Below are 20,488 nucleotides of genomic sequence, written 5' to 3' on the forward strand. Positions count from 1 at the left end.
TTGGTTAGAATACTGAATTGTAATTTCGGGCATAAAGGCTCTTTATCGCATCTTCGCACTGGTTGAAGTGGTGCGTCAGCACATGGTCGATGTAAGCGGACAGCGTAAGCCGGTCATGCCCGATTACACGGGTGATACGCATGATACGCTCGTGGTACTCCGGGCGCACATACGCCATCTTCCCCTCACGTGCCTTTACTTCCGGGTCGCGGATGAACAGGCGTTCATAGTCCTTCTCACTGCATTTGCCGCTTACCGGGACAGGCGACAGTATTTCCACACTCGCCTGCACTTGGGTAAACATACCTCCGCAGTCTTGCTGTGGTCTTTTTTCATTCGGTGTCATTTCTTTTTCCATTTTCAAATCAGATCTTCACGTTGTTTCTTGTACAGTTCGTTGATTCTCTCCTTGTGCTGTTCCAGATGCTGGCGCAGCACGGTATCCACATATCCGCCTACTGAGATTTCCCCTCCGGCGATGTCGTTCACGATTCTGAGGATCTTGCCGTGGACGTCACGGCTGATATAGACACATTGGCGGGTCTTTATCTCGTTGCGGCGCAGGAATAGCTCGTTGTAGTCCTCGTCCTGCCTTTTCCGGCGTCCACTTTCCCTCTGCGCTTTTTCCCGTGTTACGGGTTGCACAGGAGATGGTTCCGGTGCGGCGGTGTCCTCTTCGGTCGGTGCAGCTGCGGGTACTTCCTGTGCGGGGCGCAGTGTCCCGTCCTGTGTGCGCCGCCCGATGGAGGCTAACAGCAGTTCCTCGTCGATGCCTTCCGTGTTCACTTTCCTGCTGCCCATGCTCACTGCGGTCTGATGATGTCGCTTATCTCTTCGGAAAACTCCCGGATGCCACTCCCTTTCAGCAGTGCCGTGTCCATCGGGAAGATGGTGGAGCGGAAAACGCTCTTGCGCTCTTCCGAAAGGTCACGGCGGAACTTCTTGCTGTCGGGCAAGCGGGTGGAAAGTACCGGAAAGCCCATTTCGGCTATCACTTCCTCGTAGATGCCGTACAAGTCGTTCCTCTCCCTGCCGTCCACCATCGTCCAGAACAGATGCAGCCCCTTTGTTTTCGCCTGTCCGGTAGTCATCAGCCTGTCGCGGAACATCGTGACGAATTTCAGGGTACTCTCCACGACAAAGCGGTCGGCACTCAGCGGAGTGAAAATGTAGTCCATCTGCGAGAGCGTCTTTATCACGCCGTTGCTTCGGAGTGTGCCGGGCATGTCGAAGAACACCACGTCGGGTTTCACGTCCTCAGTGGCAATCATCCTCTCGGCATCGTCGAGGGCGTTCACCGCATTGCTTTTGACGATGGTGTAGGCGTTCTTTTTGATCCGGCGGAAATGGTCGCAAGCGAGAGCCTTGAAGTAGGTGCTGCTGTCGATAAGCCCCATTTCGTGTTCGCGCAGCCCGTGGATGCTGTGCTGCGGGTCGTCGCAGTCCACGACGGCGACATTGTAGCCTTTCACGTTGTGCAGGTAGCTGGCGGCAAGTGCCGTGACAGTGGATTTGCCGATGCCACCTTTCTGTGTTGCGAATGCAACGAAGATTTCCTTACTCATAGTTCCATTTATTTTAATTGTTGATGATTTGTTTTTCTGTTTCCATACGGATTTGGCTGTCGCACCATCCGCTTCCGTGACTACACACGCAGGCGGGTCGTCGCGTATCCGGTTCTGTGGTGAAGCGGTGCGTCGGACAAATGGTGATTGACGACATTGCGTCATGAAGTCATTGAATCCATACGTCACCGAATTGTCGGAGAACCGGGTTTCCGACGGTTCGGGTATCCGTTTCGGCAAGTATCCGAAGAAGCGGATTTCCGGGTATTTGAATGTTCCGTTTATCATATCTTCAAATCGTTCGTTTCTTGAATCATGCTGCAAATAAACAAGTATATTTTGGAACCTGTATCACTTCTCCGGCAAGTGGCGGCACGTTGCGCCGGTTGGCAGTCATTGACCGGGTCAAGCATCTGTCCGATACCGCTTTAAGGGCGTAACTTTGCACCCGGACAGCAGGGTTCGCCGATGACGCGCGGCCCGGAGTCCTGAAAGGTATTTTCCCAATCCGTCCCCTGACGGATTTTTATGTTCACCTGAACATAGCAAGATGTCTTTTCAGCCGCTCAAAATATTTTGAGCAGCCACGAAAAGCACTTGCCCTTGCAGGGGGCGGGCTTTCCCTCCGAAGTCGGGAAGCCTTTCAGAACTGCGGTGCTGTAATCCGAAGCGGCGGCTTATGCCGTCAATCCGCTAAATCCAAAGTAATATGAAAGAGAAAAGGAAAAGCAAATCAGGGAGAAATCCCAAACTTGATCCGGCGGTGTACCGGTACACCGTCCGTTTCAACGAGGAGGAACACAACCGTTTCCTCGCCATGTTCGGAAAATCGGGTGTCTATGCACGGTCTGTTTTCCTCAAAGCGCACTTCTTCGGGCAACCGTTCAAGGTGCTGAAGGTGGACAAGACGTTGGTGGACTATTACACCAAACTGTCGGATTTTCATGCACAATTCCGTGCCGTGGGTACGAATTACAACCAAGTCGTGAAGGAACTGAGGCTGCATTTTTCAGAGAAAAAGGCGATGGCGTTGCTCTACAAATTAGAGCAACACACCGTCGAACTCGTGAAACTGAGCCGCCGGATTGTGGAACTTTCAAGGGAAATGGAGGCAAAATGGTCGCAAAAATCAGTGTAGGAAGTTCGTTGTACGGCGCGATTGCCTACAACGGGGAGAAGATTAACGAGGCGCAGGGGCGGCTTCTCACCACCAACCGCATCTACAATGACGGTTCGGGAACGGTGGACATAGGCAAGGCGATGGAGGGTTTTCTCACCTTCCTGCCACCGCAGATGAAGATCGAGAAGCCGGTGGTGCATATCTCTCTCAACCCGCACCCGGAGGATGTGCTGACCGATATTGAGTTGCAGAATATCGCCCGCGAGTATCTGGAAAAACTCGGTTTCGGAAACCAGCCTTATCTTGTATTCAAGCACGAGGACATCGACCGCCACCACCTGCACATCGTGACGGTCAACGTGGACGAGAACGGGAAAAGGCTCAACCGGGATTTTCTCTACCGCCGCAGCGACCGTATCCGCAGGGAACTGGAACAGAAGTACGGATTGCATCCGGCAGAACGTAAAAATCAGAGATTGGATAATCCGTTGCGCAAGGTGGCCGCATCGGCAGGTGATGTGAAGAAGCAGGTAGGCAACACCGTGAAGGCTCTGAATGGGCAGTACCGTTTCCAGACGATGGGCGAATACCGTGCGCTCCTTTCCTTATATAATATGACGGTGGAGGAAGCGAGGGGCAACGTGCGCGGACGGGAGTATCACGGGCTGGTCTATTCCGTCACGGACGACAAGGGTAACAAGGTGGGCAACCCGTTCAAATCCTCGCTTTTCGGGAAGTCCGCAGGCTATGAAGCCGTACAGAAGAAGTTTGTCCGTTCCAAATCGGAAATCAAGGATAGGAAACTGGCAGACATGACGAAACGCACCGTCCTTTCCGTGCTGCAAGGCACTTATGACAAGGACAAATTTGTATCCCAACTCAAAGAGAAGGGCATCGACACCGTACTGCGCTACACAGAGGAAGGGCGCATCTATGGGGCTACCTTCATCGACCACCGCACGGGATGCGTGCTGAACGGTTCGCGCATGGGTAAGGAGCTTTCGGCGAATGCCTTGCAGGAACACTTCACCCTGCCATACGCCGGACAACCGCCGATACCGCTATCCATCCCTGTGGATGCTGCGGACAAGGCACACGGGCAGACCGCCTACGACAGTGAAGATATATCGGGCGGTATGGGCTTGCTCACTCCCGAAGGTCCGGCGGTAGATGCCGAGGAAGAGGCTTTCATCCGGGCGATGAAGCGCAAAAAGAAGAAAAAACGCAAGGGCTTGGGTATGTAATCAGAGTATCAACAATTAAAAAATCAATGTATGTCACAACAAGAAGACGATTTGAGGGCATTGGCGAAAATCATGGATTTTCTGCGTGCCGTGAGTATCATTTTAGTGGTCATGAACGTGTACTGGTTCTGCTACGAAGCCATCCGGCTGTGGGGCGTGAACATCGGCGTGGTGGACAAAATCCTTCTGAACTTCGACCGCACGGCGGGGCTGTTCCATTCCATTCTCTACACGAAGCTGTTTTCCGTCCTTTTGCTTGCCTTGTCCTGTCTGGGTACGAAGGGTGTCAAGGGTGAGAAAATCACTTGGGGGAGAATCTGGACAGCATTTGCCGTCGGGTTCGTGCTGTTTTTCCTGAACTGGTGGTTGCTGCCCCTGCCGCTGCCGCTTGAAGCGGTGACGGGACTGTATGTCCTTACCATTGGAACGGGCTATGTCTGCCTGTTGATGGGTGGTCTGTGGATGAGCCGCCTGTTGAAACACAATTTGATGGAGGATGTTTTCAACAACGAGAACGAGAGTTTCATGCAGGAAACGAGGCTTATCGAAAGCGAGTATTCGGTCAATCTGCCGACACGTTTCTATTACAGGAAACGCTGGAACAACGGTTGGATCAATGTAGTTAATCCCTTCCGTGCGTCCATCGTGTTGGGTACGCCGGGCAGCGGCAAGTCCTATGCCGTGGTAAACAATTTTATCAAGCAACAGATTGAAAAGGGCTTTAGTCAATACATCTACGATTTCAAGTATGTGTGACGAGCAAGTCATGTTGATGGCTGTTTAACTGAGTTAAACTCTGATTAAACCTATTGTTTCGTCAATAGTAGCCTAAGAGCAGGTGCGACATCAGTTGTGCTAAGCTGCTCTGAAAAGGTAACCCTCCCGAAAGGGGAAGAATGAACCGTGAGGGAATTTCAACGACCGCAAGCGTTATGCAGTCTGGGGGCTTGGCTCAATGGTATGGTTAGCGCAAGCGAACTGTTATTTAAAGGTCGTTAAGTCGAACAAGCCAAACAACGCTGATAGGCTTGAACCAAAAGGTAAAGCGGTTGGACATTTCTGTGAATTTTGGGAATGCACGAACATCAGAACCGCCGGCTGAGAGACAGAACCTAACCCATTGGTTTGGCATCAACATGGAACTCGGTAAGCCTATATATCTCCCACAAAGGGTAAGCAGACCGCAAGGAATGCCGAATGGTATGTAGGTATAAGATTGTGGAAAAAGCGAATGCCATTCTGTAACGGAATGGATAAGGATTAAGCCAATGTCACGTGTGTCATTGACAACATCATCCTCCACGAAAGTGGGCAGACTTCCACTAGGTAATTCTTTTACAAGATAACTTAAAGAACTTCTTAAAGGAGGAAAGCAAATGAACGAAAATAGAAATATTAAGTGTGCGCCTTCTGACCGAAACCAAAGTTGGACCAGTATAGACTGGAACAAGGCGGAGGAAACGGTCAAGAAGCTTCAAGCGCGTATTGTAAAAGCTCAGAAAGAAGGTAAGTATGGTAAAGTGAAAGCTTTGCAATGGACACTTACCCACTCGTTTTATGCCAAGGCATTGGCAGTTAAACGAGTGACCTCTAACAGTGGCTCAAAAACTTCGGGGGTGGACAAAACATTATGGACAACACCTGAAAGAAAATACAGAGCCATTGCTACACTTAAGAGAAGAGGCTACAAACCTCAACCGTTAAAGAGAGTCAATATCAAAAAGAGTAATGGTAAACTTCGCCCTTTGGGCATTCCTACAATGACAGACCGCGCAATGCAGGCATTGTACCTAATGGCACTTGACCCTGTAGCAGAAACCATTTCGGACAAATATTCATTTGGATTCAGAAAGAATCGCTGTTGTGCAGATGCCATGATTCGTTGTCATACCCTCTTATCTCGTTCTTACTCACCCGAGTGGGTTTTAGAGGGAGATATAAAGGGATGCTTTGACCACATCAGCCATGATTGGCTTCTAAACAATGTCCCTATGGATAAAGAAATACTCCGTAAGTGGTTGAAATGCGGATTTGTCTTCAAAGGAGAGGTTTTCCCAACGGAAGAAGGTACACCACAAGGTGGAATCATATCGCCAACTCTTGCTAACATCGCTCTGAACGGTATCGAAAAGGCTCTTTCGGGATTCAAGCAAACAACCCGTAATGGTGTTGCATATAATCCCAAAGTGAGTTTAATACGATATGCCGATGATTTTATCATTACAGGTGCATCTAAAGAAATCTTGGAAAACGAGGTAAAACCTATTCTAGTCGAATTCTTCCAAGAAAGAGGGCTGGAACTGTCAGAAGAAAAAACAGTTATAACCCATGTTTCGGAAGGTTTTGATTTTCTCGGATTCAATGTTCGCAAATATAATGGTACACTACTGACAAAACCGTCAAAGAAAAGTGTAAAGAAACTCACCGAAAAGGTGAAGGTTCTATTGAAATCGCACAGAGCAGTAAAACAAGAGGAAATACTTATGATGCTGAATCCAATATTGACGGGATGGTCAATGTACTATCGGTATTGCGCAGCCTCAGAAACTTTTAGGAAAACCGACCAAAAGATATTCAATATGATTTGGAGATGGTGTCTCAGACGCCATTCAAACAAATCTCTTGGATGGATTAAAAATCGGTATTTTCATCGTGTGAATAATCGTGATTGGTGTTTTGGTATCGCAAAAGACAGTCCTAAGGGAAATACACATATCCTTCTAACTCGTCTGTTTGATACCAAGATTACAAAATATCCCCAAATAAAAGGGGATGCAAATCCGTATGATGCGGAATGGTATGATTACTTCCTTGACAGAAATCTTATTCGTATGAAAGAAAGTTTGAAAGGAAGGAAATCCCTCATATTCATGTGGGAAAGACAGAACCAATGCTGTCCATTATGTGGAGAACCCATAACCAAAGACACACCGTGGCGCACGGTGATGCTGAACGTGGATGGTATATCCAAACTGCATCTTGCACATGAAACATGTTGTAAATCTCTTAACAAGAAAGGAGGACTTTCATGAGCGTGCTTCATAGAAGTATTGAATTGCTTGAGCCGTATGATGGGAAACTATCATGTACGGTTCTTAGGGGGGAAAGCGCCCGTAAGGGTGCCGACCTACCCGATCCCGACCTATCTACTATTGCCTACAACCATTTGCTGAACCACCCGGACGGCTACAAGGTAAAGCCGAAGTTCTATGTGATCAACTTCGACGACCCGCGACGCTCTCATCGGTGCAATCCCATTCACCCGGATTTTATGGAAGATATTACGGATGCCTATGAGAGTGCCTACACAATAATGCTCAACCTCAATAAAACGTGGGTGCAAAAGCAGGGCGACTTCTTCGTGGAGTCACCTATCATTCTGTTTGCCAGTATTATCTGGTATCTCAAAATCTATCAGAACGGGAAGTTTTGCACGTTTCCCCATGCTATCGAGTTTCTGAACCGCCGTTACGAGGATATATTTCCGATACTGACCTCTTATCCGGAGCTGGAGAACTACCTTTCGCCGTTCATGGATGCGTGGCTTGGAGGGGCTGCGGAGCAGCTCATGGGTCAGATAGCGTCGGCAAAAATCCCGCTTTCGAGGATGATTTCACCGCAGCTCTACTGGGTGATGTCAGACAGCGAGTTTACGCTGGACATCAACAATCCCGAAGAGCCGAAAATCCTCTGCGTGGGTAACAATCCCGACCGTCAGAATATCTACGGTGCGGCACTCGGTCTGTATAATTCCCGTATCGTGAAGCTCATCAACAAGAAGGGGATGCTGAAGTCATCGGTCATCATCGACGAGTTGCCCACAATATACTTCAAAGGGTTGGACAATCTTATAGCTACCGCCCGAAGCAACAAGGTTGCCGTGTGTCTGGGCTTTCAGGATTTCAGCCAGTTAGTGCGTGACTACGGGGACAAAGAGGCGAAAGTGGTGATGAACACTGTCGGCAATATTTTCTCCGGTCAGGTGGTGGGGGAAACAGCCAAGACGCTCTCCGAGCGGTTCGGTAAGGTGTTGCAGAAACGGCAGTCCATCTCCATCAACCGGCAGGATGTTTCCACCTCCATCAACACGCAGATGGACGCGCTCATTCCACCGAGTAAGATTTCCGGGCTTACGCAGGGAATGTTTGTCGGTTCTGTATCCGACAACTTCAACGAGCGTATCGAGCAGAAGATTTTTCATTGCGAGATTGTGGTGGATGCCGAAAAGGTGAAACGGGAAGAAAGTGCCTACAAGAAAATTCCCGTCATTACAAACTTCACGGACGAGGACGGCAACGACCGCATGAAGGAAACGGTGCAGGCGAACTACCGGCGCATCAAGGAAGAGGTGAAGCAGATTGTGCAGGAGGAACTGGAGCGTATCAAAAACGATCCGGTGCTGTGTAAACTGCTACCAGATAATGAGACTGTCTAACAAGTCCCCAAAATTGAAAATTATCCCTATCGAAGTTTGAAGTGACCCCCAAAAGTTGGATACAATTTTTTTGGGGGGCACTTCAGTTCTGACGGGTAAAATCGTAAAATTCGGACTTGTTAGACAAATACTTACGCGGTTTCAACCTCAGGTACTGAATCTATCGAATTGACAAATTTAACCAATTGCGGATCTGAATCTTTTTGTATGAGGTTTCGGAGACTCTTTTTCAATTCATAAGCATCATCCCCTGCTGTATTTATTAAATCCATATAAAAATCTTTGTTTTGCAGAATCAATGAACGGCATGCCCCATCGGAAATTACAGGTTTCACTATTTTATCAATAACGTCTCCAGCTTGACTTTTCAAATTACCATGCGATCTAAGCCATGTTTCGAAAAATTGAAACTTTATTGCATTGATAGTCTTTTTACCGATGCAGAAATCATTTCTTATATCGGTAACTGTCGATTTAATTTTTCGTTTATCCAATCTTTCAACTATATTCTTGAAACAATTAGGGAAAGGATTCAAACTTTGAGTTCCAGAAGCAATATCCATCAGAATCTTTTTGCCAAATTCAGTCAAGTTATCTGGCAAGGATTTGATTTTAGCCAGTAAATGTTTTATTGCGACAAACCAATAATATGATGTATGTGCTGTTCTTTGGGCGTATAATGTATCAACACTTATTTCAGACAACGCTTCGAACGCTATTTTATTGATATGATCGGTCAGGACATTGCTTATTTTAGTGGTCAAATCGTAAAAAGATGCGTCAGGAATTACATCTTTAATATTGTTCTTAGTGATATACTTATCCAAATCGGTATTCCACTCTGCTAAATGCTCGATAAATACCTCATCCGTTACACCTATTCTGTTCTTAATATCTTCAAATTGGGGCAATATGTCTGAGAGCAATAATTTATAGCCAAGTTTATGATTTACCATGTATTGTAGTGTTTCATTTAATAGCGGTATATTCCATCCCACACTATTTACTAATAAGTCTCCATGATCCACATAATAGTCCATGAGTTCTGCAACATATTTTATATCTCCACCCTCTATTAAGGAAACGGAATGACCATGTGCCAATTGCATGGCGACTAAATCGTAATATCCAGACTCTTTAATGTTTCGGCCATCAGTTTCTAATTCAGAATGCAACTGATTTATGTAGGTTGAATCTAACGTTACAGGTAAAGGTCTTTCTTCGTCAGATGCCAATAAACGATAGGTTGTAAATATAGCCCCTATATTATCTTTATTTACATTCTGTTCATCAATGCAATTCGTGATCGCTTGCAAAAGCGTTGGAAACGTATAGGTAGAATTATCTTTTAACGTTTTTACAATATCTGCATGGTCGAAATTATCGGGTAGTAAGTTTGCCAAATAATTATCGAGCGCCTCCGAATTTGTTGCTACTTGATAATATTTATATGCTTTAGTTGTCGCGTTATCCCGATAGGCAGCATCTGTTGCATTTGCAGCTTGAATATAATCGATAAATGTATTTGGCTTGACTGTTTTTGCTTCAATCAATGACGTAAAATCGCACGCCAACTTATTTTGCGCAATAAACCTGTCTATTGCATCTAACGTTTTGAAATAGTCGCCGCCATTGAAGTCATTGAACCGAACTATCTTCTTATATAATTGAGCAATCACATGGTTTTGGCTTTCCGTGTCTAAATGCAACAGCAGTTCTTGGTATTCGACAGGGAACACCTGCTTCTCTATGGATTCTTTTAATTTCAATTGTGCTATTCTTTGCCATACACGCAGAATAACATCGCTCTTTCGAGTTAATTTATGCAAACAATGTATAATCTTATCGATAAGCGCATTGTCCATACATTGTATAACTTCTTCTAATACAGTGTCAAATTGTTTATTAGTCTCTGCATATTGATTTATGTCGTGGTCTTCTTCTCCGTTGATGCAGCCTTCAATATATTTTTTCAATGGAATTTGTCGAGCATCTTCAACATCGACACCATATACCAAAGCTGCAATTTCGCGTTGTGTTTGCAGATCATTGTTAATTATTGTTTGAATGCCATTCAGATAGTCGCCGGACAATATTTGTTCTACTGGATTTGCCAGAATATCCGTCTTCTTCAAACAGAACAATGCTATGTTTATCATCAAAATTTCGTTACACCACTCTTGTTTAAGAGCGACCATCTCATTGATATATGATATAATTTCCCTAACATTGGCATTAGGATTTACCAATCTGAATATCCGATTTATAGTTTCTTTCGCTTCATTTTCTGTTTCTCCAAATGCTTCAACAAACAGTTTGTTGAATATACTTCGATAGTCGGTAATAACAGGAGGAGCAACACGATAAACAATAGGGAAAGTTTTATTGATAAAATACTTGGTCAGTTGTTTCGTTTGTTCGTCGGTCTCATCTCCGAATGCACAAGCTAAATGTGTTTCATCGAAAGGAATAACAGCCCAAACATTTTCAAAACCGCTATCGGCGAAGAACGTATGGATAGAAGACCATAATTCTTTTACTTTTTCAGCGGGGAGACGATCCATGTTGTCAAAAACAAGGACTAATTTACGTTGTCCTTTTTCCTTGATAAAATCAGAAATGTCTTGCATCCATGTTTTGAACTCGTAAACCGTTGGTTCGTCTTCGCTCAAAGTCTCATAGCAAACGTCCTTTTCGACTTTATCTTGATAAATAGCTAACATATAACTCCATCCATATTTATGATCTTTGCTATATGCCCATTTCCAAACGCACAATGCAATAAGAACTGGCAGTGCAGCTATGATAATAGACAATAAAGAAAACCACCATGTTGTGGGTGTAGGTTTTACTGCATACGCAATAAATGTAAATATCGGAGTTAAAACTGCAACCAAAAATGCCGCAACCATACCATTACTGATAAGGGGATATTTTTCGGTTACGGTCTCCGTTTTACGGGCTAATAAATATTTCAGCTTTTCAGACCATGATACGGTTTTCGTACCTCCACCTTTGACTTTTATTGTTGCATTTCCAGATAGGATACCATCATCAATAAGTTTGCTTGTAAGCAATTCCAATATAGAGCGGCGTTGCAAGTCCTCTTGATGTCCCCATGCGTCATACTCAAAAAAGTAATAGTCGTCTGATAATTCACGTTCCAACATTTTAACCACGTTGGATTTTCCAGATCCCCAAATACCTTCGATGCCGATAATTCGAGGTAAAGTACATTCCTCATCCAATGAATCATTCTGACAAAAATGGCGAGCAATAGTTTTTGCCAACCTTTCTTGCGAACCTCCATCGAATTTGTCAATACCACACGGTTTATTTTGGATAAACCGCGGATATTGCTGTTTGGATTGTAGTTTTGTTTCCATATACGTAATTTATTGATTATACGAACTCCAAATAATTCTCCCGATTTACCACATGAAACTCGGCATAGGGATAGGCTTCTTGGAAGGCTTTCGGTGCGGCCGGCATTTTATTTCCCCACTTGAACTCCAAGGCGGTAAGACTGTCGGCACTCTCCTCAATCAGGTCGATTTCCTGTTTGTCGTAGGTGCGCCAGAAATAGAACTCCCTGTGCAGTCCCTCATTGAAGTTCGCTTTGCGCCGCTCTCCGATGATGTAGTTCTCCCACAGCGCACCGACATCCTGCCGAATGGCCAGCGGTGAGAAAGCCCCGATAATGGCATTGCGAATGCCGTTGTCGTAGAAGTACCACTTGCCAGCTTTTGTAACCTCCTTGCGTAGGTTACGCGAATAAGCCCCCAGACGATAGATAACGAAGACCTTTTCCAATAGGTCGAGGTATTTTTCAACGGTCGTCTTGCTCATGCCGAGTTGTTTACCTAACTCTTCGTAAGAAACTTCGCTGCCCAACTGAAAAGCTATCAATCGCAGTAGATCGCGCATCTTGCTCGAATTTTTTAAGCCGTCAATTGCTAAGATATCTTTAAGCAGGTATGCACCGACAATATCACGTAGGTAGTCTGTTTTACGTTCATAGTTCTCCATCATTACTACTTCGGGATAGGAACCGTAAATCAAGCGCGCTTCGAGGTTCTGGCGGGTTTCAAGTGCCGTTTCCGTCTGTGCGATTTCCCGTTGCGAGAATGGTGTAAGGAGAAATTGCGTACTGCGGCCGACCAACGGTTCACCAGTCTTATTCAGCAAATCGAATGACGAAGAACCACTTGCCAAGACACTTATTCCCGGTATTTCATCAACTATCAACTTCAGAATACTACCGATTTGTGGTATGTTCTGTGCCTCATCAATAGCCAGCAAATCAATACCATCCAATAAATGCCGATAATTGGCTATTGAGCGATTCTCCAATAGTGCTAATGTGTCGTAGTCTTCGCCGTTGAGCATCATCGTCCTACCTGAATAGTTGTCCACAATTTTACGCATCATTACCGTTTTACCAACACGGCGAGCACCAAAAATCAGTACTGCTTTATTGGGCGCGATTCGTGCTGTAATCTTCTCTTGAAGTATTCTATTTACTGTTTCCATACCTTATAAAATATAATGCAAAGATAATCATATTTTTTTAATTGGCGAATTTTACAAAAAAAACGGGCTATTAAATGGCGATTTTTACAACCACAATCTTATGGAAGTTGTTTCATTGTTTTTAGTAATGATATATGTTCATACTATGATGACTCAATAATTTACCAGACATACGTTTCTGAAATTTGTCCTTATAGGAATGAAAAACTCACATATATTGTGCTAATTAATATATAATTAAATGAAAATAAAAAGACAGGATACGAGTATTCCTGTCTTCTCATATGTAATGGATATTTTTTTATTTTCTCATCCGCTCCAACTCCTCATCACGCAACATTCTCTCGTTCAGTTTTTCCTGCATCCTGTCAATGAAATAGGTGCGGCTTTCGTTCTTCCGGCGTTTGATATCAGTGTAGAAGCGGTAGCAGTCTTTAGAATCAACCCCGAATATCTTATAGAGAAGTGGGGCGAGCTGTTTGAGCGGCATATTGCCGTTGTTGATGCAGCCCATCACGTCTATGCCGTAGATAAGTTCCACGAGGTCGATGGCATTGCCCGTCCATTGAAGAAGGCTGGCGGTGGTTTCTGTTGCGTTGTTGGCGGATATTAGTGGTGGCACTTGGGGCGTGGCAAGGAATTTCTGCATCTTTCTTACGAAAGACAGAGCCTTGCTGACGTAGGCGGCAATCTCTCTTTTTTCTTCTGACAGATTACGTACGGGATGGTGCTGCAACTCGATTTCGATGTAGGCAAGCGCGATGACGGTAAGGTTCATGTCCATGCCGCCGTTGCACAGTTCGATCACTTGGGTGGCGAAAGCCGTGTATGCCGTTTCCATATTGCAGTCGCCGGCTTCGTTTATCAGGCGGAAAAAGTCGGTTTCCGCCAGCAAGAAATAATTCATGGTTCTGTCAATTTTGAAAATTACACTTTGTTTTCTGCGTGCGCACATGAATATAATTGGCAAAAAACGCGGCAGAAAATAAAAAATCCAACACTCAATTTTACAAAGTGCTGGATTTCAGAGGTATAAAATTCAGTATTTTTTCACAAGGACAAATTATCTCCGACTTAAATTGTTTGTAATCGGAACATTTATTCTATTCCTGAAAATAGAAATGTATGCTTGCCGCACATTTTGGCTATCTTGCTTTTTTATCAAGGATATAGATAATGCGACATACACCGTTGGGATAGCTTTTCAAAGAGGAAAGCGTCCAGTGTTGCTCTGGCAGAGCCGACTTAAAAAAATGTCGTCCGCTTCCGGATATGAAAGGAACGGTGTATAGTATGATTTCATCCACAGCGTGCATCCGCAGCAGTCCGTTTATATAGTCTGCCGTGTCCGGTGTGGCTTCCGCGAGGTAACGGATGTTTGTGCAGTCTTTTCTCCATTCGTGCAGCATTGAAATGGAATAGTCCGGTGTCACACGGTAAAAGGCTTTCTTCCTGATTTCATCAAGACCGCAACGGTCAAGGCACAAATCCTGATGTGCTTTATCATATAACTCTGAAGAAAGACATCCGTCCATCGTCAGTACGGCGAGAATCTGAACTTTACCCATAATCGTTTCCTTTCGTTAGGCAAGGGTAAAAAAGTAGCGTGCAATTCACACTACCTTCAAGCGATGGCTCTGGTAAAGCCTTTACGGAGAGTACGTGAATGCACGCTATGCGTAAGCATAGCATAAGCATCACGCAATCGTCTCCGTAGTTCCAATTTACCAGATTTTCGCTTGAAACGCCTTGCGGTCTTATCCTATATGTTGGCGGCGAAAAGCTCCTGCCAATCGCCGTTTTTCTCAAATGTTATGCAAAGATAGCCAAATTCAGTGAATTACGGGCTATGATTGCTTGAATTTATATTTAAGTCCATACTCTTCAAGTTTGCTGTATAGTGTTGTCCTGCCTATGCCGAGCAGTTCTGCGGCGACACTCCGGTTGCCGTTTGCCTGTTTCAACGCACGCAATATCCGCTCCTTATCCTCCGCGTCATTGCGCAAGGCGAAGCTGACAGTAGAGGTCGGTTTCGTCACGGCAAGTTCCAGATGCTCTTTCATGACAACACCTTCCTGCGCCTGCAATACAGCACCCATAACTTTCTGCCGAAGTTCCCGCACGTTGCCCGGCCATGCGTGTGTCAGCAACGCTTTACGTGCTTCGGAACTGAACCCGCTCACGCTACACTCCAGCTCTCTGTTTGCCATATCACGGAAGAACTCTGCCAGCGGCATAATGTCTTCTTGACAGTCACGCAACGGAGGAACGGTTATCCCGAAGTCGTGCAGGCGGTACAGAAGATCCTGCCGAAAACGCTTTTCATTCACCGATACCTCCAAATCTTCATTGGTAGCAGCGATGATGCGGACATTGAAATTCCGGTCTGCCTTGTCTCCGACCGGGCGATACCGCCTCTCCTGTATGGCACGGAGCAACATCTGTTGGGTTTCCAACGCGAGGTTTCCTACCTCGTCCAGAAACAACGTGCCGCCTTCCGCCTCATGGAAATATCCTTTCTTGGCATTGTCCGCACCTGTAAATGCACCTTTGACGTGTCCGAAGAAAGCCGACGGTGCAAGCTCTTTGGAGAGTGAACCGCAGTCCACCGCCACAAATGGCTTGCCTGCACGTTTGCTCTTGTCATGCAACAGGTGGGCAATATGCTCCTTGCCCGTGCCGTTCTCACCAAATATCATCACGCTCATATCGGTGGCGGCTACCAGCCTTATGCGGTGCATGATTTTCTGAAAGGCGGAACCTTCACGGGCGAATATAGGCATACGGCGTTGTCCTGCCTGACGTTCTTTCAGTATGGAACGGATCAGGGGGACAAGTTTATCCTCCACAAGCTGTTTGGGAATATAGTCTATCGAGCCGAGTTTCATGCTTTCCACGGCGGTATTAACTTCGGCGTAGTCGGTCATAATGATGAAGGGCTGCATCTTTCCCTCCTTTCGCATCCAGCACAAAAGGTCTATGCCACTGCCGTCAGGCAGACGCAGGTCGGCAACCACGATATCATTATCTGTTGCCTGTTGCAGATGTTTCTTCGCGGTTGAGAGGTGGTAAGCCTTCATATTGCGGTAGCCCTCCCGTGACAGCATATTGCAGACATATTCGCAATACACGATGTTGTCTTCCACCACAATTATTTTTGTCTTATTCATCTTCGTATTTTCTCCTTTCCTCTTCTGCCAACCGTATTATTTCCACTCCCTTATCCAGCACGGCAGTCACGGCATGGCTTAACGCTTCACCATCCGGGAGAGCATCGCCACGAAGCAATCCGTAAAGTACATTCAGCGGTTGGTCGGCACGGAGCACCTCCCACGAACTGCGCAGGTGGTGGATCAGGGAATCCAGCTTTTGCAGGTCTTTTTCTTTTGCTGCATCCCGTACCGCCTGCATTTCCTTTTCTGTTTCAGTTATCAACTTTTCCAGCATGACGGCTTCATTGCCATAGGACAATAAGGCGGAAAAGTCCGGTTTCCCGTCCGGTGTCGCTTTTATGGCACACCTGTCGGAAACCTCCATCAGTTCCGATATGGAGAACGGTTTGAACAGGCATCCGGCAAAGCCTTTTGCCAATAGTTCCCCTTTGTTACAACTGCCCGAAGCGGTTGCCACAACCACCGGGATTGTTGGTGAATTGCCCACGTTGGACGAACGCAACAGTTCCAGCAATTCGAAACCGTTTATATCGGGCATATTCAAGTCTGTCAGCAACAGGCTGTATTCTTTCTGGCGTATCATTTCCATCAGTGCCGCAGCATCGGTGCAAGTGTCGCAGTGTATTCCTTCTTGGGAATACATCTCTTTCAGCATCAGAAGTAATACCTCATCATTGTCAATGGCGACAACATCATGGAATTTATTGTTATGATAAACAGGTGTATTGCTTGTATATCCAAGCTGTTCTTCAGCTTCCTGCATAGAAATTTCAACTGTGAAACGACTGCCTTTCCCTTTCTTGCTGTCTAAACGGATTGTTCCGCCAAGCATCGACACAATATTACGCATTATGGCAAGCCCAAGCCCGAAACCCTCCTTTGCGGCGGCATTTGATAGACGTTCAAACGCACCGAACGCTTGTTTCTGTTCCTCTTCTGTCATGCCTGTACCTGTATCTTCAACGACCAGTGTCAGAACTCCATTATCATATTCAGTAATCAAAGAAACACCGCCTTCTTCTGTGAACTTGACAGCGTTTGACAGCAGGTTATTCCCGATTTGTATTATTCGCTCTTTGTCGGTCAATACAATGGCATCGTGTCCAGTCTTCACGGACAAGGACAGCCCTTTGTTCACGGCAACAGGCATGAACTCCGTTTCAAGTGTGTGCGTGATTGCTGAAATCCGGCAGGGTGACAGACGGGGCTGTTCCTTGCCGTTGTCCAGGCGGAAGAAGTCAAGCAAAGTGTTAAGCATATCCCGCATACGGTCGGAGGATTGCAGTATGTTTTGGATATACTGCCCGGACTTATCCTCACACTGTTCTTTCCGTATCAGTCCGGCATAGCCTGTTATTGCTGTCAGCGGTGTGCGCAGTTCATGGGTGATAGTATGTACCGCCTTCTTCCTTGACGTTATCAGTGCCTCGTTCCGTTGTACGGATTGTTCCAGTTGCCTTATCAAATCAGTTGTCTTGTGCTTGTATTGTTTAATGCTTTTTGCATCACGATGTATGATGATGTAGGAAATTAACAACAATAGAAGAACGAATCCCATTAAACCGCCTACTTGCATAAATGACTTTTCACGCATGGCAACTATTTCGTTTTCCCGGCTTTGCAGTTCGGTTTGTACCTTTTCTTCTATTTGGCAAATCAATTCTTGCAGTTGTCTGTTAAGTTCTGCATTACGAGCTGCAAGGCTGTCGGCTTGTTCCGACAATTGGCGATCCTGCACTTTCTGTTCGCTGATTACGTTTCTATTGACCGAATGAAGGATAGTGGTTGATACTGCTGGAGTTACTTCCTTTTTTTTGCCGAATATGCCTAAGAAACCTTTTCGTTTTGGCTTTTTGGACTGTTCCTGCACACTTTTCTGTACAATAACCGGAATTTGATTGGCTATCTTCTTGTTAATAGATTGTTGTTCATCCATTAACCGGACTATCTGGAACATCTGTCGTTCCTTATCCTCTAAAAGACTGCGCACACTATCGATGCGCTCTGCTGGATAGGTGGCCTTGAAACGGCAGAGCATACTGTCCATTGCCATACGCCGTGCATGGTAATGCTCGATATCTTTATCGTTCCATTCCAGTATTGTTTCACCCAATAGAGAAAATTTTATCATTTGAATATTGATATTGTTTATTTCTTTTCGGAGCTCGTCTATTTTTTTATTGCCAAGTTCTAATGCTTCTATCTCCTGCCATTCATAGAGGCTATTATATGCCATACATCCGATAAGAATGGAGATAAGTATATATCCCAACCGTATTGCCTTATAGAAATTTCCTGACCGCTCCATTATTTTAATGACATTGATTTTTGGAACATGAATAAAAGTTTATCTTTTTCGTTCATGCGGATATTATCAGAATAACCGTCTTTTGTTATTTGATACCCACATGGCTTAACCATAAAAATGCCTAAGCCCTTAGTGTACGAACTTACTTCTGAGGCATAGTCTTTACTTGTATTTAATGGAACTTTCCCTTTAATATGACACCACTCATTATTACAACTGATGTCTTCAATCTCAGACATCAGTTTTTGCAAATCTGTAATAGCTTTGGAACTCGCTACTTGGGGTATCTGCAACTCAAAACAGAGCATCGGTTCGAGAATGTCCACACCTGACTGTTGCAAAGCCAGCCTGAAGACATAAGGGGTCAGCTGTCTGAAATCAGCAGGTGTACTTACCGGGCTATAATACTCGGCTTGAGTAAAAGTTACTTTCAGATCTGTCACTTCCCATCCATGTAAACCAGATTGGCAAGACATACGAATCCCTTCAAAAACGGCATTTTGAAAAGAATGGTTCAGATAACCATAGGAGATGTCACTTTCGATTTGCAACCCTGCCCCTAACGGTAAGGGTTCAAGAGTCAGCCCTATTGTGGCCCAGTAAGGGTTGGGTGGTACTTCGATCTGAATAATCTTATTGACCTTTTTTATAGGTCGTTCTTTGTAGATAGTCTTGATCTCATCAAAATGGACCTTTACGGAAAATCGTTCTTCCAGCAATGTCTGTATGATTTCCTTTTGGGTCAAACCATATAACGAGATTTCCAATTCATCACTATATGAGTTTATGGAAAAGGACAAAGACGGGTCTTCAATCCACAATGTATTCAGAGCGGATATCACCTTGCTTCTCTCTTCGGGCTTATTTGGCCGGACGGAGGATTTGAGAGCGGGATGCTGATGAGATAATCCTTGAATCAAACAAGGTTTAGCACCTAAATAATCTCCGATTCGAAAATCTTCTATATCTTCTACAATCGCGATATCATTGGCACCCACTTCATCAACATTTATCTCTCTGCCCTGATAAATAGTCTTTAGATTTTTAATCTTGATGAATTTTTCCGAATCGTTGATTCTTACAACGTCTCGAAGTCTCAGACTTCCGTCAATTATTTTAAGAAAACTTCTTTTATGCCCTTTGGGGTCATGCTCTATCTTATAGAGATAAGCTGAAAGTCTGTTTGAGACTGATGCCGGAGGAAGTATAAAAGAAGAAATGGCGTCCAACAACTCATTGATACCGATATTGAACATTGCTGATCCATGTAGCACCGGATAGACTTTGGCTTTTGCCACAAGAGCGATTATCGTATTCCAATAATCAGCCGGTGAAATTTCGCTATCCGCCAAATATCGTTCTAATATATCGTCGTCATGGTTGCATACAAATTCTTTGTATTCTTCCTTTATATATGTTTGGGAGCAAACCGGATAAACCGATCCATCGACAACAGTTTGCATAAACAGGACATCTTGCGACAGATTTGTTTTTATATCCATATACAAACGCTCCAAATTCACACCGGCACGGTCAATCTTATTGATAAATATAATTGTCGGGATTTGCAGCTTTTGTAAAGTACTGAACAGCAACTTTGTCTGCGCTTGTATGCCTTCCTTTGCGGATAAGATGAGGACTGCTCCATCAAGCATTTTGAATGTCCGCTCCACTTCCGCAATAAAATCCATGTGTCCCGGAGTGTCAATGATATTGCATTTCACTCCATTCCAGATAATAGATGTCGTAGAAGCCCGGACAGTAATTCCTCTACGTTTCTCTATATCCATAGAGTCCGTTATGGTGTCACCATTATCCACACGGCCGCACTTTTCCGTTGCTCCACTGGCAAACAGCAGATTCTCGGTTACGGAAGTTTTTCCTGCATCAATGTGAGCAAGAATTCCTAAATTTATAATATTCATTTGGATTAAGCAATAATATACTACAGTAGATGCATTGTCGAAACGCACCTTTTAATACCTCCTCGTAGCATATGAGAACTACAGGATTACTAACTCGTATTAATATGTATATTATTACTGCCGCATAACGATTACAAAATTACACAAAAAAATATATCTAACAAAAGTGGGAGGATTTTTTAACT

The 20,488-nt window shown here is 44.9% G+C and carries 13 protein-coding genes and 2 pseudogenes; 5 read left to right on the forward strand and 10 right to left on the reverse strand.

Annotation, left to right across the window (positions count from 1 at the left end; translation table 11 throughout):
• Positions 1 to 4: 4 nt before the first annotated feature.
• From DBK98_RS06685 to DBK98_RS06695, 3 genes are read right to left on the reverse strand one after another with little or no spacing between them, the layout of a single operon-like run.
• Entirely contained in the window at positions 5 to 358 is a 354-nt protein-coding gene (locus DBK98_RS06685) for a DUF3408 domain-containing protein (RefSeq protein ID WP_004291505.1), read from the reverse strand.
• 2 nt (positions 359 to 360) lie between these two features.
• Positions 361 to 801 carry a DUF3408 domain-containing protein gene (locus DBK98_RS06690; RefSeq protein WP_004291503.1) on the reverse strand — a complete coding sequence of 147 codons (441 nt, stop codon included), beginning with the start codon at positions 799 to 801 and terminating at the stop codon, positions 361 to 363.
• 2 nt (positions 802 to 803) lie between these two features.
• Positions 804 to 1,853, reverse strand: coding sequence for a ParA family protein (locus tag DBK98_RS06695; protein ID WP_004291492.1), 1,050 nt, complete (start codon positions 1,851 to 1,853; stop codon positions 804 to 806).
• 421 nt (positions 1,854 to 2,274) lie between these two features.
• Here DBK98_RS06695 and mobA point away from each other — a divergent pair, with 421 nt between their 5' ends.
• The 5 genes and pseudogenes from mobA to DBK98_RS06720 all read left to right on the forward strand — a co-directional run.
• Entirely contained in the window at positions 2,275 to 2,703 is a 429-nt protein-coding gene (mobA, locus tag DBK98_RS06700) for a conjugal transfer protein MobA (RefSeq protein ID WP_004291488.1), read from the forward strand.
• On the forward strand, positions 2,682 to 3,929 hold the full coding sequence (mobB, locus tag DBK98_RS06705) for a conjugal transfer protein MobB (protein ID WP_004291483.1): 1,248 nt from the start codon (positions 2,682 to 2,684) through the stop codon (positions 3,927 to 3,929). The genes mobA and mobB overlap by 22 nt, the downstream gene beginning before the upstream one ends.
• A gap of 30 nt (positions 3,930 to 3,959) precedes the next feature.
• A pseudogene (locus tag DBK98_RS06710) lies at positions 3,960 to 4,679 on the forward strand (YWFCY domain-containing protein); the annotation flags it as partial.
• A 626-nt stretch (positions 4,680 to 5,305) separates the two neighbouring features.
• A complete protein-coding gene (ltrA, locus tag DBK98_RS06715; RefSeq protein WP_005815604.1) occupies positions 5,306 to 6,961 on the forward strand; it encodes a group II intron reverse transcriptase/maturase in 1,656 nt (551 codons plus the stop codon).
• Between the two features lie 92 nt (positions 6,962 to 7,053).
• Positions 7,054 to 8,364: pseudogene (locus DBK98_RS06720) on the forward strand (TraM recognition domain-containing protein); the annotation flags it as partial.
• 131 nt (positions 8,365 to 8,495) lie between these two features.
• Here the strand turns inward: DBK98_RS06720 and DBK98_RS06725 are convergent.
• The 7 genes from DBK98_RS06725 to tet(Q) all read right to left on the reverse strand — a co-directional run bounded on the left by DBK98_RS06725 (position 8,496) and on the right by tet(Q) (position 20,303).
• A complete protein-coding gene (locus DBK98_RS06725) occupies positions 8,496 to 11,750 on the reverse strand; it encodes a P-loop NTPase fold protein (RefSeq protein ID WP_004291481.1) in 3,255 nt (1,084 codons plus the stop codon).
• A 16-nt stretch (positions 11,751 to 11,766) separates the two neighbouring features.
• Positions 11,767 to 12,897: an ATP-binding protein gene (locus tag DBK98_RS06730; protein WP_004291480.1), complete on the reverse strand. Its 1,131-nt coding sequence runs from the start codon at positions 12,895 to 12,897 to the stop codon at positions 11,767 to 11,769.
• Positions 12,898 to 13,198: 301 nt separating this feature from the next.
• Complete coding sequence (locus tag DBK98_RS06735) at positions 13,199 to 13,804, reverse strand: RteC domain-containing protein (protein ID WP_004304269.1); 606 nt, start codon at positions 13,802 to 13,804, stop codon at positions 13,199 to 13,201.
• Positions 13,805 to 14,042: 238 nt separating this feature from the next.
• Positions 14,043 to 14,465 carry a dihydrofolate reductase family protein gene (locus DBK98_RS06740; protein WP_004291474.1) on the reverse strand — a complete coding sequence of 141 codons (423 nt, stop codon included), beginning with the start codon at positions 14,463 to 14,465 and terminating at the stop codon, positions 14,043 to 14,045.
• Between the two features lie 279 nt (positions 14,466 to 14,744).
• Positions 14,745 to 16,067, reverse strand: a complete 1,323-nt coding sequence (locus DBK98_RS06745; RefSeq protein WP_004291471.1) for a sigma-54 dependent transcriptional regulator — start codon at positions 16,065 to 16,067, stop codon at positions 14,745 to 14,747.
• Complete coding sequence (locus DBK98_RS06750; protein WP_004291467.1) at positions 16,060 to 18,378, reverse strand: ATP-binding protein; 2,319 nt, start codon at positions 18,376 to 18,378, stop codon at positions 16,060 to 16,062. The genes DBK98_RS06745 and DBK98_RS06750 overlap by 8 nt, the downstream gene beginning before the upstream one ends.
• Positions 18,378 to 20,303 carry a tetracycline resistance ribosomal protection protein Tet(Q) gene (gene tet(Q), locus DBK98_RS06755; RefSeq protein WP_004291466.1) on the reverse strand — a complete coding sequence of 642 codons (1,926 nt, stop codon included), beginning with the start codon at positions 20,301 to 20,303 and terminating at the stop codon, positions 18,378 to 18,380. The genes DBK98_RS06750 and tet(Q) overlap by 1 nt, the downstream gene beginning before the upstream one ends.
• Between the last annotated feature and the right edge of the window lie 185 nt (positions 20,304 to 20,488).

This window comes from Bacteroides sp. PHL 2737 (genome assembly GCF_004115325.2).
Taxonomy (GTDB): domain Bacteria; phylum Bacteroidota; class Bacteroidia; order Bacteroidales; family Bacteroidaceae; genus Bacteroides; species Bacteroides hominis.

What these genes read in the sequence shown, in the direction of transcription:
- DBK98_RS06745 (WP_004291471.1), bottom strand. Translation starts at nt 16,067, where the DNA reads ATGAATAAGACAAAAATAATTGTGGTGGAAGACAACATCGTGTATTGC.
- DBK98_RS06695 (WP_004291492.1), bottom strand. Translation starts at nt 1,853, where the DNA reads ATGATAAACGGAACATTCAAATACCCGGAAATCCGCTTCTTCGGATAC.
- mobB (WP_004291483.1), top strand. Translation starts at nt 2,682, where the DNA reads ATGGTCGCAAAAATCAGTGTAGGAAGTTCGTTGTACGGCGCGATTGCC.
- mobA (WP_004291488.1), top strand. Translation starts at nt 2,275, where the DNA reads ATGAAAGAGAAAAGGAAAAGCAAATCAGGGAGAAATCCCAAACTTGAT.
- DBK98_RS06725 (WP_004291481.1), bottom strand. Translation starts at nt 11,750, where the DNA reads ATGGAAACAAAACTACAATCCAAACAGCAATATCCGCGGTTTATCCAA.
- ltrA (WP_005815604.1), top strand. Translation starts at nt 5,306, where the DNA reads ATGAACGAAAATAGAAATATTAAGTGTGCGCCTTCTGACCGAAACCAA.
- DBK98_RS06735 (WP_004304269.1), bottom strand. Translation starts at nt 13,804, where the DNA reads ATGAATTATTTCTTGCTGGCGGAAACCGACTTTTTCCGCCTGATAAAC.
- DBK98_RS06730 (WP_004291480.1), bottom strand. Translation starts at nt 12,897, where the DNA reads ATGGAAACAGTAAATAGAATACTTCAAGAGAAGATTACAGCACGAATC.
- DBK98_RS06685 (WP_004291505.1), bottom strand. Translation starts at nt 358, where the DNA reads ATGGAAAAAGAAATGACACCGAATGAAAAAAGACCACAGCAAGACTGC.
- DBK98_RS06750 (WP_004291467.1), bottom strand. Translation starts at nt 18,378, where the DNA reads ATGGAGCGGTCAGGAAATTTCTATAAGGCAATACGGTTGGGATATATA.
- DBK98_RS06740 (WP_004291474.1), bottom strand. Translation starts at nt 14,465, where the DNA reads ATGGGTAAAGTTCAGATTCTCGCCGTACTGACGATGGACGGATGTCTT.
- DBK98_RS06690 (WP_004291503.1), bottom strand. Translation starts at nt 801, where the DNA reads ATGGGCAGCAGGAAAGTGAACACGGAAGGCATCGACGAGGAACTGCTG.